The sequence below is a fragment of the Psychrobacter sp. PSi21 genome (assembly GCF_054960615.1).
The window spans coordinates 184997-202078 of sequence record NZ_JBHNYR010000002.1; the positions used below are offsets into that span (position 1 = coordinate 184997).

At 46.1% G+C, this 17082-nt stretch carries 7 protein-coding genes; 5 read left to right on the forward strand and 2 right to left on the reverse strand.

Going from position 1 to position 17082, the window contains the following annotated elements; translation table 11 throughout:
• The first annotated feature begins 374 nt into the window (after nucleotides 1-374).
• The 3 genes from cysG (at nucleotide 375) to ACFI32_RS02760 (ending at nucleotide 7688) form a co-directional block, all read left to right on the forward strand.
• Nucleotides 375-1973 carry a siroheme synthase CysG gene (gene cysG / locus ACFI32_RS02750; protein WP_462624970.1) on the forward strand — a complete coding sequence of 533 codons (1599 nt, stop codon included), beginning with the start codon at nucleotides 375-377 and terminating at the stop codon, nucleotides 1971-1973.
• A 186-nt stretch (nucleotides 1974-2159) separates the two neighbouring features.
• A complete protein-coding gene (locus tag ACFI32_RS02755) occupies nucleotides 2160-3734 on the forward strand; it encodes an exonuclease SbcCD subunit D C-terminal domain-containing protein (protein WP_462624971.1) in 1575 nt (524 codons plus the stop codon).
• A gap of 75 nt (nucleotides 3735-3809) precedes the next feature.
• Entirely contained in the window at nucleotides 3810-7688 is a 3879-nt protein-coding gene (locus ACFI32_RS02760; RefSeq protein ID WP_462624972.1) for an AAA family ATPase, read from the forward strand.
• 114 nt (nucleotides 7689-7802) lie between these two features.
• Here the strand turns inward: ACFI32_RS02760 and ACFI32_RS02765 are convergent, their stop codons facing one another.
• Nucleotides 7803-12656: an NAD-glutamate dehydrogenase gene (locus tag ACFI32_RS02765; protein ID WP_462624973.1), complete on the reverse strand. Its 4854-nt coding sequence runs from the start codon at nucleotides 12654-12656 to the stop codon at nucleotides 7803-7805.
• Nucleotides 12657-13248: 592 nt separating this feature from the next.
• Between ACFI32_RS02765 and purD the strand changes: the two genes are divergently transcribed.
• Together purD and ACFI32_RS02775 are read left to right on the forward strand one after the other, a co-directional pair.
• Nucleotides 13249-14556 carry a phosphoribosylamine--glycine ligase gene (gene purD / locus ACFI32_RS02770; protein WP_462625000.1) on the forward strand — a complete coding sequence of 436 codons (1308 nt, stop codon included), beginning with the start codon at nucleotides 13249-13251 and terminating at the stop codon, nucleotides 14554-14556.
• A gap of 281 nt (nucleotides 14557-14837) precedes the next feature.
• Nucleotides 14838-16232 carry an ABC1 kinase family protein gene (locus ACFI32_RS02775; protein ID WP_462624974.1) on the forward strand — a complete coding sequence of 465 codons (1395 nt, stop codon included), beginning with the start codon at nucleotides 14838-14840 and terminating at the stop codon, nucleotides 16230-16232.
• A 111-nt stretch (nucleotides 16233-16343) separates the two neighbouring features.
• Here the strand turns inward: ACFI32_RS02775 and ACFI32_RS02780 are convergent, their stop codons facing one another.
• Nucleotides 16344-16994 carry a DUF938 domain-containing protein gene (locus ACFI32_RS02780; RefSeq protein WP_462624975.1) on the reverse strand — a complete coding sequence of 217 codons (651 nt, stop codon included), beginning with the start codon at nucleotides 16992-16994 and terminating at the stop codon, nucleotides 16344-16346.
• Nucleotides 16995-17082 lie beyond the last annotated feature (88 nt).

Consider the following 17082-nt stretch of genomic DNA (forward strand, 5'->3'; position numbering starts at 1 on the left):
ATGCCATCAGCATCAATATCGTTAAGCAAAGACATAAACCCTTTTGACAATCGCTTTTTATTTAACATATTGATGGCAACCGAACTATAGCAAATCAATTTATAAATAAACATTTTTCCATTATTTTCACATGATTTTTACATATGGTTTTTTAATCTGTGATGAGCCTGTCCAATATAAGGACATAGCCCAACGCTACCTTCAACTTTACATATCTATTCCCTTTCTCATAAAATAATAGGGTAAACATGAATAAAAAGAATATACTAATGCCAATTCACTAGGTGAGCGTACGTCTTTGATACCGCATAATGGCGGCATCCTTCATACCTTTTCTATCCGTTATAATAAATAATTCAATATATGGTGACACCATGAACACCTTCCCGCTATTTTTTAAATTAGAAGGCCGTAAAGTGCTCATCGTGGGCGGCGGCGAAGTGGCACTGCGTAAAGCCGACTTGCTCAGCCGTGCAGGCGCGTGTATTACCATCCTTGCACCGACGATCAGCGAGGAGATACAAGCATTGCTGAGCGACAGTAAGCACGTGTTTATCTACGAGAATTATCATAAAAGTCATATGTCAGGCGCCCGTGTGATCATTGCTGCCACGGACGATGAACCGCTAAACCATCAGATTCATGCAGATGCCACTGCGCTTAATATTCCTGTCAATGTGGTCGATACACCGCCATTGTGTGATTTTATTTTTCCAGCGATTATTGATCGCAATCCCATTGTCATTGGGATTTCATCTAATGGTAAAGCCCCTGTACTGGCGCGATTACTGCGTGCCCGTCTTGAGACCTTAATTCCGCAAGGCTATGGTAAATTGGCCAAGCTGGCAGGTGATTTTCGCAGTGAGGTCAAAGCCAAAATACCGACGCTCACAGGACGTCGCCAGTTTTGGGAACGCGCGTTTGAGGGTCAAGTCAGTCAGCTGATGTTCTCTGGTAACGACACACAAGCCGCCGAGCAGCTGCGTGCTGATTTAGAACAAACCGCCGCCGCGATTCATAAGACAGACAATACTGATGATGCCGTAGCATCACTAGCACCCCAGACTGAGCAAAGCGTCACAGACACTGTGGGCGAAGTTTATATCGTTGGTGCAGGGCCTGGTGATCCTGAGCTGCTAACATTTAAAGCGCTGCGCCTGATGCAGCAAGCTGATATTGTCTATTACGATGCGCTTGTCTCGCCGCAAGTACTGGATCTGTGCCGCCGTGATGCGGACAAAGTATTTGTCGGCAAAAAACGCAGCAACCATACCGTCGCACAGCTTGGGATCAACGAGCTACTGGTTAATAGTGCCAAAGAAGGTCGGCGTGTGGTGCGTCTAAAGGGTGGCGATCCCTTTATCTTCGGGCGCGGCGGTGAAGAGATCGAAAGCCTACGCGCGCATGATATACCCTATCAGGTTGTGCCTGGCATCACCGCTGCCAATGCGGCCGCCAGTTATGCAGGCATTCCGCTAACCCATCGTGACCATTCACAGTCGGTGCGTTTTGTCACTGGGTTCTTAAAAGCAGGTGCTCCCAATAGTAACTTTAAAAACTTCTTAAATACCGATGAGACAGTGGTGTTTTATATGGGTTTGCACTCATTGACACGCCTCACCGAAGGGCTGATCGATGCTGGGCGCAGTAGCGACACCCCCATCGCGATTGTCTCCAATGCCAGTATGCCCAACCAGCAAATATTAACAGGCACACTGGGCACGATTGTCGCTCAGCAAGCGGAAGCCGAGTTGCCAACGCCTGCCCTACTGATCATGGGAGATGTGGTCAGCTTGCATCACGATTTGGCTTGGTATCGTTTACACGGCCCGCAGGTAGATGACGATATGCTAGAGGCAAATTGGTTACGTGAAGGCAATGTGAGCAGCACTGTTAAAAAAGCAATGGATCAGCAAGCGCACGCGCTTTCGATGGTCGCCAATCTTGCAGACGGTCAAACTGACGATTTGTAACCGATTTATAATTACGTTTATTGATTTTTACTTTTAACAGCATTCATCCTACACAACAAAACCCTGCCAGTATGCTATTGGCAGGGTTTTGTTGTGTAGCGCAGCAAACTTCAATGATTCTTGCTAAAATGCAAGCCATCTACCCATCATTTCCCACCACTTTTAAGCTTGACGATAAGACCACCTATGACGCTATCTATCGCACCCCACTACCTACCAGCTCGCCCTTTAAAAGTACTGCATACCTCTGACTGGCATTTGGGGCGCAGGCTTTATGGGCGTCTGCGCTATACAGAATTTGAAGCGTTTTTGCAGTGGCTAGAGCAGACCATTAGCACCGAGCAGGTAGATATATTGATTGTCGCAGGCGATATCTTTGACACCATGACCCCAAGCAATAAAGCCCAAGCGCTGTATTATGAGTTTTTGAGCAAGGTCTCGCGCTCATGCTGTCAGCATGTCGTTATTGTCGCGGGCAATCACGACTCACCGACGTTTTTGGATGCGCCAAGCCATGTTTTAAAGTTTTTAAACGTCCACGTCATCGGTACAGCTTGTGAGGACTTACGCGATGAGGTCTTGGTATTAGACGCTGCTGACAACGCGCCGCATTGTATTATCGCCGCGATCCCCTACCTGCGTGACCGTGATGTGCGCAGCAGCAGCGCTGGCGAGTCGGGCCAGACCAAAGATGCCAATGTCATTGCTGGGATAACAGCACATTACGATAGCGTCGCCGCCATTGCCAAAACCAAGCAAGCCGAATTGGTTAAGACGCACCAACGACATATCCCGATTATTGCCACTGGTCATCTATTTGCCGTAGATGGCAAGACCACCGAGGATGATGGTGTACGTGATCTATATGTGGGAAACTTGGGTAATGTATCGGCCGCCACGTTTGATGATTGCTTTGATTATGTTGCCCTTGGGCATCTGCATGTGCCGCAGCGCGTCGGTGGTTGTGAGCATATTCGCTATTCAGGCTCGCCCATCGCGATGGGTTTTGGAGAAGCAAAGCAGCAAAAGCAGGTCTTGCTTATACAGTTCGGTGCTATAAGTAATGCTGATAATGAAGTCGCAGAATTGCACACCACATCTGATAGCGTTGTTCCTCAGCTTGCCAATCCAAAGCCTAATACCGCCATCACAAGTGAAAAGCCAGTAGAAAAAAGCGCTAAAAAAGCGTCCGACAAAGTGGCTTATATGGATGACTTGTTTGGCTTCGATGAGGTTGTAGATGATGAGGAAGTGACAAAAGCACCTGTAGCAAAAACCGAGGGAGAAATCATACCTGTCCAATCTGTGCATCATGCAGCCACTAATACAGTACTGCACCGCAATGATACCAAGCAGATGCAAGTCCTCTCCCTATCCATTCCAAAGTTCCAACAACTGGCGCAAATATCTGGTGACTTGATAGCGATCGAGCAAAAAATCAAATCGCTTACCCAAACAGAGTCTATCTGGCTAGAGGTTATTTATACAGGTGATGAGATTATCAGTGGCCTAAAAGATAAAGTTAATGACATGGTAGAAGGTACAATTTTTGAAGTCTTAGTCACTAAAGACTCTAATTCATATAATAAAGTGCTTAATCAGCAGCAGTCCTCTGAAATCTTACAAGATTTAGATGAGATGGACGTGTTTGAGCGCTGCTTGACGATCAATGATGTCCCTGACTCGCAAAAAACCTCACTACGCGATGCTTATGGACAGATCCTTTATCATCTACGCCATGAAGACAAGCAGGCTGAGTGACCCATTACGCCAAGTATGTTTAGCCGTATCAATTTTTACTGCTGTATTCGCGACCACTAACAATAAGACAAACCCATGCGCCTCATCGAACTTCGACTCAAAAACCTAAACTCTCTCAAAGGTGAATGGCATATTGATTTTGCCGACCCTGCTTTTAGCAATGAAGGTATCTTTGCCATCACAGGACAGACTGGCGCTGGCAAGACCACCATTTTGGATGCCATTTGTCTGGCGTTATATGGTGAAACGCCCAGAATCAATAGCATCAGCAAAAGCAGCAATGAAGTGATGACGCGGCAAACCGCGGAGTGCTCCGCTGAGGTTGTGATTGATTTGAATGGTGAGCAGTACCGCTGCCGTTGGGGACAGCGCCGTGCTTATAATAAAGCAGACGGCAATCTGCAAGACGCGACCCATGAGATTGCTAAAATAAACGTCAATGATGCGTCAAAAGAGGACGAGCTTTTAGAAAGTACGCTAAAACATACCAAAAATAAAATCATCGAATTGACAAGGATGGACTTTCAGCAGTTTACCCGCTCAATACTACTGGCTCAGGGCAGTTTTTCAGCTTTTTTAAAAGCCAAAGCCGACGAGCGCGCCGATATTCTAGAAAAAATTACGGGTACAGATATATATGCCATTATCTCCAAGCAGGTCCATGAAAAGCATCGCACCGAACAAGAGATACTGAGTAAATTACAGTATGGTTTAGAGGGTTTAGCGCTCTTAGATACCGATGCAGAAAATCAATTGATTACTGATTTGCAGGCGCATAAACACACCCACAGTGAGCAGCAGCAGACCTTGCAAAACTTGGCCAAACAGATTATCTGGCTCGATAACGTCACCGAATTACAAAAAAAGATACACACGTATCAAAATGATCTGACACAGGCGCAGCAAGCTCAGCAAGATTTTGTTCCTAACTCTCAGCGCTTAGCCGCTGCTAACAAGGCACTAGAGCTTGATAGTCAATTTGGTGAGCTATCATCTACCCGCAAGCACATTGTCAAATTAGACCAAGAAAAAACGCAGCTCAAATACGGCCTACCCAAGCAGCAAGCACATACACAAAGTGCTGGTACGCAGCTAGAGAAGCGACTAACACAGCGCCAAAATGCAGAAAACGCATTGCAAATCATGCTGCCGAAGATTCGAAAAGCACGTGATATTGATAACGAGATCGCTCAGCAGCGTCATACCTTAAAAGATATACATGACAGACATGACACACTTAAAGCAGATAATGAGCAACTGCTTGAAAATATTGCCGTGCAAAAAAGCGTCGCTATAGAAAAAGAAAACCAATGCGCGCAATTGACTAAAAAACTTGCCAGCACGGATAGTTTAAGCCAATTAGACAGCGATATTTTCATCTTTGATAAAGAGTGCAGTCGCCTAAAAGATTTAATACAGCAAAATTCAGCGCTTTCCCAAGAAAAAGACCGCCAAGAGCATGAGATACAAGAACAAAAAACAGCCTTAGCAGCATGGCAGACGCGCCAAGAAAATCACAGCAAAAAAAATAAAGCCATCCAAGACCAATTGGCTACCCTACAAAAAAAGCAAAGCAAGCTGATTCAAGCGCAATCGGTTACACAGATGCGTGAGACACAACAGCAAATAGACAGCACTAACCAGCAACTCGATCAGTTGCGCTTTCATGACCAGCAGCGCCGTGATCTCAACCCACAAGTGACACAAACCATAAGTCACATCGAGCAGCTAGATAGTGAAATCAGTGACTATGAAGACTTAATTACAACGAAAAAAGAAAACCTCAAACACACTAAAGAAAAACACCAAGACAAGTCCAATCAGCTGCAACTACAACAAAAGGTTGCTACGCTAGAGAGCCATATTGCCAATCTGCAAGACGGTCACCCCTGCCCGCTATGCGGCGCGCTCAAGCACCCTTATAGTGCTAGTCACCCGCATCTCGTGCCCGATAGCGAAAGTGCCGAGTTAGCACAGTATATTGATACTTTAGACGAACAAATTGCCGCGCTGAATAAAAGCATCACTGCCCAGCAGATTGAGCAGGCAAGTAAACAAAGTACGCTTGCGAGTAAAAAAAATCAGCAAGCCGAACTCACTGCGCAAATACAGCAGCATGATACCGCCATAACGGAACTGCTGCATGTCATCAGCCAACAGATGAATGATGAAAACGCGGCTGACCGTACTATTGCCAACTTGATAGAACCGTTACTGGCGTTGGGCAGTGATAACGACATTGCGCAAACACTTGTTGATAGTAAAGACCAGTTAAATCAGTATAAAAAAGAAATCGCAAATACTTTAGAACGCTACGAAAGTTACGGTGAAGACATAACCCGTATGCGTGAGACACTAGAGAAAGCATCGCAAGACCAGCAAGCGTTGGCAAACGATATCTCTGAGCAGAAAACACAGATTACCATCAATGAAAACAACATAACGGGTATCGATAATAAGATTGCAGAGAACTTTTCTGAACTACAAACGCTCATTACTGCCATTTTGCAGCGCATTGACCCTTATGCTGCCAGTAACTATCCGATAGAGGCGCTCAGTACCTTGCAACATGCACCCGAAAACTTACAGTTATTATCGGCTAGCATTAAACAACCAAGAATTCTGAGCAATGCCGATTATGACAGTTATCTTGAAGAACTACGCCAGCAGCGCCGCGCCCTCGTACAGCTAAAAGACGCTTTCGCTGAAGATAAAAGCAAACAGCAGGCTTTACAGACCGACCTGGATCGTATAAAGACATATATTGAGAATAAAGAAGTACAGTTCAACAAAGATACTGATGCACTTAGACATCTGATAAAAACGAAGAATGAACAGACAGCCGTACTGACCCAGCGTCAAGAAGAACGTGCAGAGGTTTTTGATGCGACCAACCTAGAAGCAGCTGAGCGGACACTTAGAGACACACTAGAGCAAGCACAAGAGGCGCAAGGCATTGCCCAACGACAGCTTGATAACGAGACATATACTTTGCAACAGCTTATAAAGCAGCAACAGGCCTTGGCCGAACGTATCGAAGACGCCACGCAAACTTTAGAAATACAACAGAACACCTTTAACGAAGCGCTGGCGGGTTCTGACTTTTCTGATGAGGCCGATTTTTTGGCGGCGCGTCTGCCGATAGATGAGCGCAATACGCTCAAGCAGCAGCAAGCGCATATCGATTACGTGCTAAGACAAGCGCAGTCGTTGTTAAAAGAAACACAACGCACATGGGAAGACAAACAAGCAAACCCACTGACTACAGACCACAGAGACACACTGGCGCAGCAGCAAGCCCAAGTGCAAGACGCTTCTAATAAGCAAATGGAAGCCATTGGTGCCATCAGTCAGCAGCTAAAAGAAAACGAAGATAAGAAAAATAGCCAGCAGGCACAAGCGGAGGCCATTAACGATCAAAAAGAAAAATTACAAGTGTGGCAACAGCTGCACAAACTTATCGGTTCCGCCGATGGCAAAAGATATCGCACCTTTGCCCAAGGCCTTACCTTTGAGATCATGATCACACATGCCAATACTCAGCTACAAAGAATGAGTGATCGCTATTTGCTGGCACGTGATGAAAACAGTCCACTTGAGCTGAACGTTATTGATAACTATCAAGGTGGTGAGATACGCAGCACCAAAAACCTCTCAGGCGGTGAAGGCTTTATTATCAGCTTAGCGCTTGCACTGGGACTGTCACAAATGGCGAGCCAAAATATTCGCGTGGACTCGCTGTTTTTGGATGAAGGCTTTGGCACCTTAGATGAAGAGTCGTTAGATATTGCGCTTGATACGCTGACCAATCTACAGCAAGAAGGCAAATTGATTGGTGTCATCTCTCACGTACAAGCCCTAAAAGATCGCATTTTGACCCAAATCAAGATCGAAAAACTCTCAGGTGGGTTTAGTCAAATTACTGGGCAGGGCTGTCACAAAATAAGTGGTTAGCTTTTCGAACCAAATACTTTGAGCTTTATATTGTTAACGCTCTGATTAGTTCGCATAAAAAACCCACCTGCGAACAGGTGGGTTTTTATCATTTACTATTTATGGTCTACTGAGTTACTTGCTCACCAAACCACTGATCTCACTCATCAATACAGACAATGTAGACAGACTGACGCCGCCATCACTGTCGCTGACGTCAAGCTTGTGCATGTCCATGGTTACTTCTTGCAGTTGCGCACTGTGACGCTTCTTCCAATCACTAAAGGCTTGATCGGCATCAGGCTGAGACAAAATCGCATCCATCAGCAGTCTTAGGCTGCGTGATAGCTCGTTAACTAAGGCATGACGGGCACGGCGATCCCAATAATCGTTCTGCGGTAGCATGGCGATGTGATCCATCATCCAATCGAGTTGCAGCGCTTGATAGGCCTCAAAATACAGCTCAGCAATTTTGTCAACAGGGCGCTCATATTGCTCTGCCAGCAAGGCAGTGTCAAGGGCATCTACGCGATAAGGCAAGATGGCAAACAGCGCCGCGTCATGATCGGATAGGCCGTCAGCGCGTAGCTGGGCTGTGTCTTCTTGCATGTAGTCGGCAAATTGCTGCTCAACAAAGCCACCAATTTTGGTTAAGTGCTCAACACTGTCACCAAAGCGGGTAATCATATCGGCCACTTGTAGTTTTTGACCAAAGGTGTTGATAAACCACACCACGCCGCGCTCTAGTACATCACGTAAACGCAGCTCCAGCTCCAGCAGCAAGGTTGCATCGACTTGGTTGTCGAGTGACTCAAGCAGCTGCCACGCTTCGCTAACGTTGAAGACATCACGAGTGATGGCATAAGCTCGGATGATGGTTGCCAGTGACTGATCCGTTTCTTCATGCAAGCGGAACAGCGCTTCAATACCCAAGCGGTTGACCACACTGTTAGTCAAATACGTACTGATGATTTCACGATGCAAGCGATGCTCAGTCATCTCATCAAAGAAGCGGCCAACCAATTCATCTGGGAAGTATTTACGCAGCTCATTGATAAAGTATGGATCGTCTGGTAAGTCAGACAATAATAGATTGTCATAGACCCAAATTTTGCCATAGGCCATGACCACAGCCAGTTCAGGATTGGTCAAGCCAACACCTGCTTTTTGACGTTTGGCAATGTCTTCATCCGATGGCAAATACTCAATTGCACGATCCAAGCGCTGCTCAGCTTCTAGCAGCTGGATAAAGCGTTGATGATCGCTCAAGTTGGCTGCCGCACGAATGTGACTCAGCTCAATGGCTTGTGGTTGTAGGTAGTTCTGGCGCAGTACCAAATCAGCCACCGTATCGGTCATGCTTTCGAGCAATTCATTACGCTGCTTGAGGGTCATGTCGCCTTGCTCGACCACTTTGCCAAGTAAGATCTTGATGTTGACTTCGTGATCCGAGCAGTTAACACCGCCTGAGTTGTCAATCGCATCGGTATAAACACGGCCGCCGTTTTGGGCATATTCAATACGCGACTGCTGGGTAAAGCCCAAGTTACCACCTTCACCGATAACTGCTGCGCCAAGCTCATTACCATTGACGCGAACCGCATCATTGGCACGATCGCCCACTTCAGCGTCGGTTTCGTTAACGCTCTTCGCGTACGTACCGATACCGCCATTCCATAGCAAATCAACAGGCGCTTTGAGTAACGCATTGATCAGCTCGTTTGGCGTTAAGCTGTCCGCTTCGATCGCAAACGTTGCTTTCATCTCAGAACTGATAACGATGTTTTTCTCTTTACGTGAGAAAATACCGCCGCCTTGGCTGATTAATGACTGATCATAATCCTCCCAAGTCGAGCGTGGCAATGCGAACAGACGCTCACGTTCTGCATACGAGCTGGCCGTATCTGGGTTTGGATCGATAAAGATATGTAGATGGTTAAAGGCCGCAACCAGTTTGGTATGGGTCGATTGCAGCATCCCGTTACCAAAGACGTCGCCGCTCATATCACCGATACCCACAACCGTGAAATCGTCACGCGTTTGGATGTCCATACCGCGCATACGGAAGTGACGCTTAACCGATTCCCACGCACCACGTGCGGTGATACCCATCGCTTTATGGTCATAACCAACAGAGCCGCCTGAAGCAAAGGCATCATCCAACCAGAAGTTGTATTCTGCCGCGAGCGCATTGGCGATATCAGAGAACGTCGCTGTGCCTTTATCTGCTGCAACTACCAAGTACGGATCATCTTCGTCATGACGCACGGTATTGGCTGGCGGGACAATATTGCCATCAACAATATTATCGGTCACATCGAGCATACCGCGCAAGAACGTCTGATAACAGGCAATGCCTTCTGCTTGGAATGCTTCACGACCATCTGCCATGGTTTTCGTTTTGACGATGAAGCCGCCTTTTGAGCCCACAGGGACGATAACCGCGTTTTTAACCATCTGTGCCTTAACCAAACCTAAGACTTCGGTACGGAAATCTTCCATACGATCTGACCAGCGCAAGCCGCCACGGGCGACTTTACCGCCGCGCAAATGCACCGCTTCGACGCGTGGTGAGTAGACGAAGATCTCAAACATGGGTTTTGGCTTGGGCAAGTTTGGAATGTCTGCCGCTAAGAATTTGAATGATAAACGATCTTTACGCTCGCCTTCTGCGTTAACTTGATAGAAGTTGGTACGTACCATCGCATTGATCAAGTCCAAGTACCAGCGCAAAATACGGTCTTCATCCAAGCTGTCCACTGCGGCAAGCGCGCTGGTGATTTGCTCTTGGATGTTTGATACTTTCTCTTGGCGCTCCTCGGCACTGTACTCTGGGTTCATACGCGCATCAAACAAGTTGCATAGTGCCACACTGATGGCACTGTTTTTGACCACCGTTTGCTGGATATACGAACCTGAGAATGGCGCACGCGCTTGTAGCATATAGCGTGACAAGGCACGTAATAACACCACATCATACGTATCCAGTCGCGTGGTCAAGACCAACTCGTTAAACGTATCGCTTTCAACTTGACCTGCCCAAATTTGCTTGAGGCTCTCTTCAAATTGACCGCGTACTACTTGCATATCAACTGTGTCGACATGCTGTAAGGTTAACTCGTACTCTTGCATCCAGATGGGCTGCTCTGGCAAATCAAACTCATAAGTCTGGGCTGAGATGACCGATACACCAAAGTTCTCAAGAATTGGCAATACTTTAGAGAGAATCACAGGCTGATTGCGGCCGTAGAGCTTGAGGTGCAACTGATCGTTGGCATCACCTGTTGAACGATACAAATGCCAAATCATGGGCTTATCGCCACTCAAACTGGCCAAACGCTTGGTATCTTCAACCGCAGTACGGGTGTCAAAATGCTCTTTGTAAGCGGCTGGAATATAGTTTAAAAAGCGGCGCGTCAAGGTATTGGCCTGCTGCTCACCCACATTATCAAGCAGTACCGATTGATAATCATCTACCCATGATTGCATCAATACCGTCAGCTCGTTTTCTAATGCGGCACTATCGACATCATTGACTTGACCTGGCGTGGTGCGTACGTGTACGTGTACGCGGGCGTGTTCTGATTCATTAAACTCGGTGGTAAAGCCTGAAGACTCACCGCCGTAAGCCTCTTTAAGTACTTGCTGTACTTTGATACGCAGCTCAGTATTGAACTTCGCGCGCGGGATGTATACCAAGCATGATACGAAACGCTGATAATGATCCACACGGCTGAATAGACGCAGGCTCTTTTTGTCCTGCAATTGTGAGATGCCTGACACAATCGGATACAACTCTTCGACGCTGGCTTGGAACAAGTCATCACGCGGCAAAGTATTAATCACATGCATCATTTTGTGATAAGCATGACCGTCGCGTGGCAAATCAGCCATCGCCATGATCTTATTGGCTTTTTCGCGCAATAGTGGGATCTGTTGGACGCTGAGCTGATAGGCTTGTGAGGTCAATAGACCAATAAAGCGGTACTCACCGACCAATTTGCCGTTGTCATCAAATTTATGAATACCCAAGAAGTCCATATAAACAGAACGATGAATCGGCGACACGCGGCTTGATTTTGACAGCATCAATACTCGTGGTTCAGTCAGCAAACGCTTAAGCTCAGTTGGTAAGCGGCTGAAGCTCTCAGAGATGGTATCGTCTTCTGCACCGCGTAACAGTCCAAGACCACTGTTACCAATGGTGTATAGATCCAGATCCGTGTTCTCAGTGATGCTACTGCTATCACCTACTTCAATAGCATTACTGCCTTCTAAGCGATACTCACGGTATCCTAAGAAAATGAAGTGGTCATCCAAGATCCAGTCGAGAAAGGCTTGGATTTCTTCTTGCGCATAAAACACTTCAGGTAACGGCTTTTGTGCCAATTCAGCTTTGAGCTCGATCAAACGATCACGCATTTGTTTCCAGTCACCAACAACCGTGTCTAACGTATCAATTTTATCCAACAAATTCTGATATAAATCAACCAATGTGTCACTGTCTTGATAGGCAATCTCGCAATGAATCAATGATAAGTGACAAATAGCACTTTCATTGGCGGGGTTGATGTTGGTAATTTGATTGTCATCATCACGCTGAATGTTGATGATGGTATTATAAGTGCGGTGGACATCAATGCCTTGCGCCTCAAGGCTCATCAGTAAGGTATCGACCAAAAATGGACGGTCATAAGCCACCATCTGAATGACGGTATGCGAGGTATGAAAATGTTGTTCTTCTGCGACGGGGTTTAAGATAGCCAATTGTGGCTTGCTGCCATCATAAGCTTTTAATAGCGTAAAATGATGTAGCGCCATGCCTGCCAAATCGACATCACCGATCTTATCAGCCGTTTCCTGATGCAATGGATAATAGTAGCTATTAATAAAGTGGTCTAACAGCGACTTGTCTTCTTGTACGTAGCTTGTGGCAATATCGCTAATCTGGCCGATGCGCTCTTTGGTAATGCTAAGAGAGTTAGGCATAGATTGATCCTTTTTATAAATGTGTTTCTAAGGTTAATGGTATCTTAAAAGTTATTATACAAAAAATTATAAGCATAGCATGAAAAGGCCGCTGTCACAGGCGACCCTCTTCTATGTTTATCCAACTCGATATCGGGATAAGCTGGTATCAACCGCGTACTAACTAACTGCCACCACGATAATATAAAATCACACAACCTTATTTTATAGCTGGCAAGTACATTGATAGTCGTTGATTGTGTGTATATTCCCGATATCACTGCCCCCTATTATACGCCTACTGCAAGACCTTTTTCACCTTCAGATTGTCATATTTTGATATATGGACAGCGATTATATATACATTATTGGCATATCAATCTTCTAAAACATGTGTTGCAAGCCATTTTCTACCTTATATGGTACTTATCAGATGATTGGCAATCATCGCGGCCTAGGTTTATTGCCTACCTGCAGGCCTTCATACATGGTAATTGGTGACTATTTTTTGTTAGAATAGCCCAGCATAAGTAGCAATACGCCATCTGGCATTATTGTTATCTACTATTAACGTATTTACTACTAAATCTTAATATTAAGGGTCGGATGTATGTTGAACATTTTGGTGATTGGTTCAGGTGGACGTGAGCATGCTTTGGCATGGCAGTGTGCAAAAGATGACAATGTCAAAACTGTCTATGTCGCCTCAGGCAACGCTGGCACAGCAGTTGAGCCAAAATGCCAAAACGTTACCCTAATGCCAAAAGAAGGCGCAGGCGAGCACAGCGCTGTCATCGAATTTTGTGAGCAAAACAACATTGACATGGTTATCGTCGGCCCTGAAGCACCGCTGGTCACGGGCATTATCGATGCCTGCCGCGACGCAGGTATTCAAGCTTGGGGCCCAACGGCATACTGCGCTCAGCTTGAAGGCTCCAAAACTTTTGCTAAAGAATTTATGGCAAAAAATCATATCCCAACTGCCGCTTATCAAGGTTTTACAGATGCCGATGAAGCCAAAGCGTATATTGATGAGCAAGGCGCACCCATCGTCATCAAAGCTGATGGCCTCGCTGCAGGCAAAGGCGTGATCGTTGCCGAAACTATCGAGCAAGCACATACCGCCGTTGATGATATGCTCGCGGACAACAAATTTGGCGATGCGGGTAGCCGCGTCGTCATTGAGCAGTTTTTGACTGGTGAAGAGGCCAGCTTTATCTGTATGATTGACGGCAATAACATCTTGCCTATGGCCACCAGCCAAGATCACAAGCGAGCTGGTGAAGGCGATACTGGCCCGAACACTGGCGGTATGGGCGCGTATTCACCCGCCCCTGTTGTGACCCAATCGGTACATGACAAAGTGATGTCACAGGTCATTCAACCTGTGGTCGATGCCATGAATGCCGACGGTCATCCTTACACAGGTTTCTTGTATGCAGGTCTTATGATTGATGAGCAAGGCAATCCGTTTGTGATCGAGTTCAACTGCCGATTCGGTGATCCAGAAACACAGCCGGTATTGATGCGTTTGCAATCATCTATGGTGGATTTGGTACGTCAAGGTTTGGCAGGCGAGTTACCGCAGCAAGCTGATTGGGACGCGCGCCCTGCCCTTGGTGTGGTCATGGCCTCTAAAGGCTATCCTGAATCGTCTTCAAAAGGAGACGTCATCACAGGCCTACCCGCCATGGATGCACAAACAGGCGACACCAAAGTTTTCCATGCAGGTACGGCGCTGAGCACCGATGAGCAAAATATCGTCACCAACGGCGGACGCGTGTTGTGTGTCACCGCAATGGCGGATAGTATCTTAGAAGCACAGCAAGCCGCTCTTGAAGTGACAGGAGCGATCAGCTTTGAGGGTGCTCAATATCGCCGTGATATCGGTCATCATGCCATCGCTCGTGAAAATACTTAAATCACGACTGGCATTGCGTATTTACCTCCAGCACCGCTTGCATCAAATCTCCATTTGAGTGCCAGCCAGAATCGGCCTAGTCTTCACCCCGCTAGGCCGTTTTCTTACTTTTTTTATACCAAACAGCTACCTGATGATTGCTGGTATGAATCAAACGGTTACCATGTCTGACAAGGCAGCCGCCGTTTATATGATACAATTTTGTATAGTAACTATTTACCCTCTTGTATTGTCGGTCTCAGACCTACACATCATTACTAACCTAATAAATGATTATATTTATGGCATCTGATACGTCTAAACCCGTTAATAAAAAAAAATCGATTGATACGCTAAAAACTTCAGGGTTTGAGCGTCGTTTGTCGATTGCCAAAACTTCTTTAAATATCGGTCGTCGTTGGGCAGGTAACAGCGTTTCTGGGATGTTTTTGGACAAACAAGCGCGCTCTGAGCGTAACCAAGCATTTATGGAGGCGCAGGCAAATTACGTTGCCGAAGAGCTGGGGAAGCTCAAAGGTTCTGTAGTCAAAATTGGCCAAATGATGGCTATGTATGGCGAGCACATTCTGCCACCTGAGATCACCCGTGCCTTACACACTTTGAATGATGATACTGCCACGCTGACATGGTCGGGGATTGAACAAAATCTGCAGCGTCTTTTGGGAGACAAGCTGTCAGAATTAGACGTTGACCCTGACCCTATTGGCACCGCTTCACTGGCACAAGTACACCGCGCTACGGTGATCACTACTGGCGAACAGGTGGTGTTGAAAATCCAATACCCAGGGGTGGCAGAAGCCATTGACTCAGACTTGGCATTATTTAAGCGTTTGCTTAAGGTCAGTAATATTGTGCCGCAAACGCGTGCGCTTGAAGCATGGTTTGAAGAAATACGCGACCTACTACATCATGAAGTCGATTATGAAGTCGAAGCCGCTACGACTGAGCGTTTTTATGAGCGTCTTATCGATGACCCGCGTTATATCGTACCTAAGATCAATCGTGAGTACTCAAATAATCGTCTGCTTTGTATGAGTTATGAGCCAGGCGTTACGGTGACCTCTGAGACATTGCAACTGCTACCTGCTGAGCGCTTAAACGCTATTGGACAAGCGGCTATCGAAATCATCATGCAAGAGATTTTTGTATGGGGCGAGATGCAAACAGATCCAAATTTTGGCAACTACCTTGTGCGCGTCAGTGATAATGACGAAGATATTGATAAGCTCATTTTGCTAGATTTTGGCGCGATTCGTCAGTTTGATGATAACTTGCTTATTATTGCTCGTAGCCTACTTCGTGCAGGTTACTTACATGATCATGACGCGATGCAAGCTGCCATGACAGGTTATGAGTTTTTCAATACTATGAGTAGTAAAGTCAAAAATGACGTGGCATCGCTATTTTTGCTGGCCACAGAGCCTTTTAGTTATCCCAAAACCAATTCCGATATTCCTATAGATTGTTTAGACACAAAAAATCGCTACATATGGGCTAATAGCCAGTTACATTCACGTTTGGCTGAAGCCGCTAGAAAAGCCATGCAGTCCTTTGAATTCAACTTACCACCTAAAGAGTTTATGTTTATTAGTCGCAAGTTTATCGGTGCTTACACGTTTTTAACCGTGATCGATGCGCACACAGATTCTGAGAGATTGGTGAAGCCTTTTCTTTAGTGTGCTTATTAACACGCAATGGTAGCTGATTTTTGAACCGCCCTTTAGTGGCGGTTTTTTCAATTTATTTTTTAGTTGCTTAGGCTATTTCATATAATAAATACTTTTTGCTTATTGATCAAATCGGGTTCGATACCCTTTAGGCTTGTGCATGACAAGCTCCCAACAAGTCTCACCACGTGCTAAGTATTTAATCTCAAAGTGCGTTCTTGCGCTGTCTACAGGTACAGTTGAGCGTCCTGCTGGCAGCTGCCATATATTGAGTGCTTGCTGCTCTGCATTGTCCATGTAGCCTTCAATATTGGTTGCCAAAACAATTTCGCCGCCCACCTGCAAACGTGACAATAAAAATTCAAAAAATGGCATGTTCAGCCACTGCTGATTGGCATTGTGCTGCTCAGGGTTGGGATATAGGATAAATATCTTTGCAATGCTGTTCGGTTTGGTCGCGTGAACCAACCACGCAATAGCGTCAGCATGAATGGGAGTTAAATTGGGCAGCTTTTGCTGCTGTACCAGTTTTTCAAACGCTTCAAATTTGTTTCGTGTACGCTCAATAGCAATCAGCTGCTGGTTGGGATGGAGCGCGGCAAACTGCAGGGCGTGCTTGCCCTTCCCTGCACCGATCTCAATCACAACGGATGTGCTTTTATCATCGGTATCAAGTAAAGTGGTAGGAATGACAAAGTCGCGTGGTGCTGAGAGTTTTTCAGGCTGAAAGGCACGCGATTTGTGGTGTGAGAGTGTTTGTTGTGGTGTCATTGTTTGCCCTTCTGGTGTTTGTCTTTTGCTGGTCGCATGCTATTATAACGGCTCTTATTCGCGAATACACTGAGGATATCCTCACTTC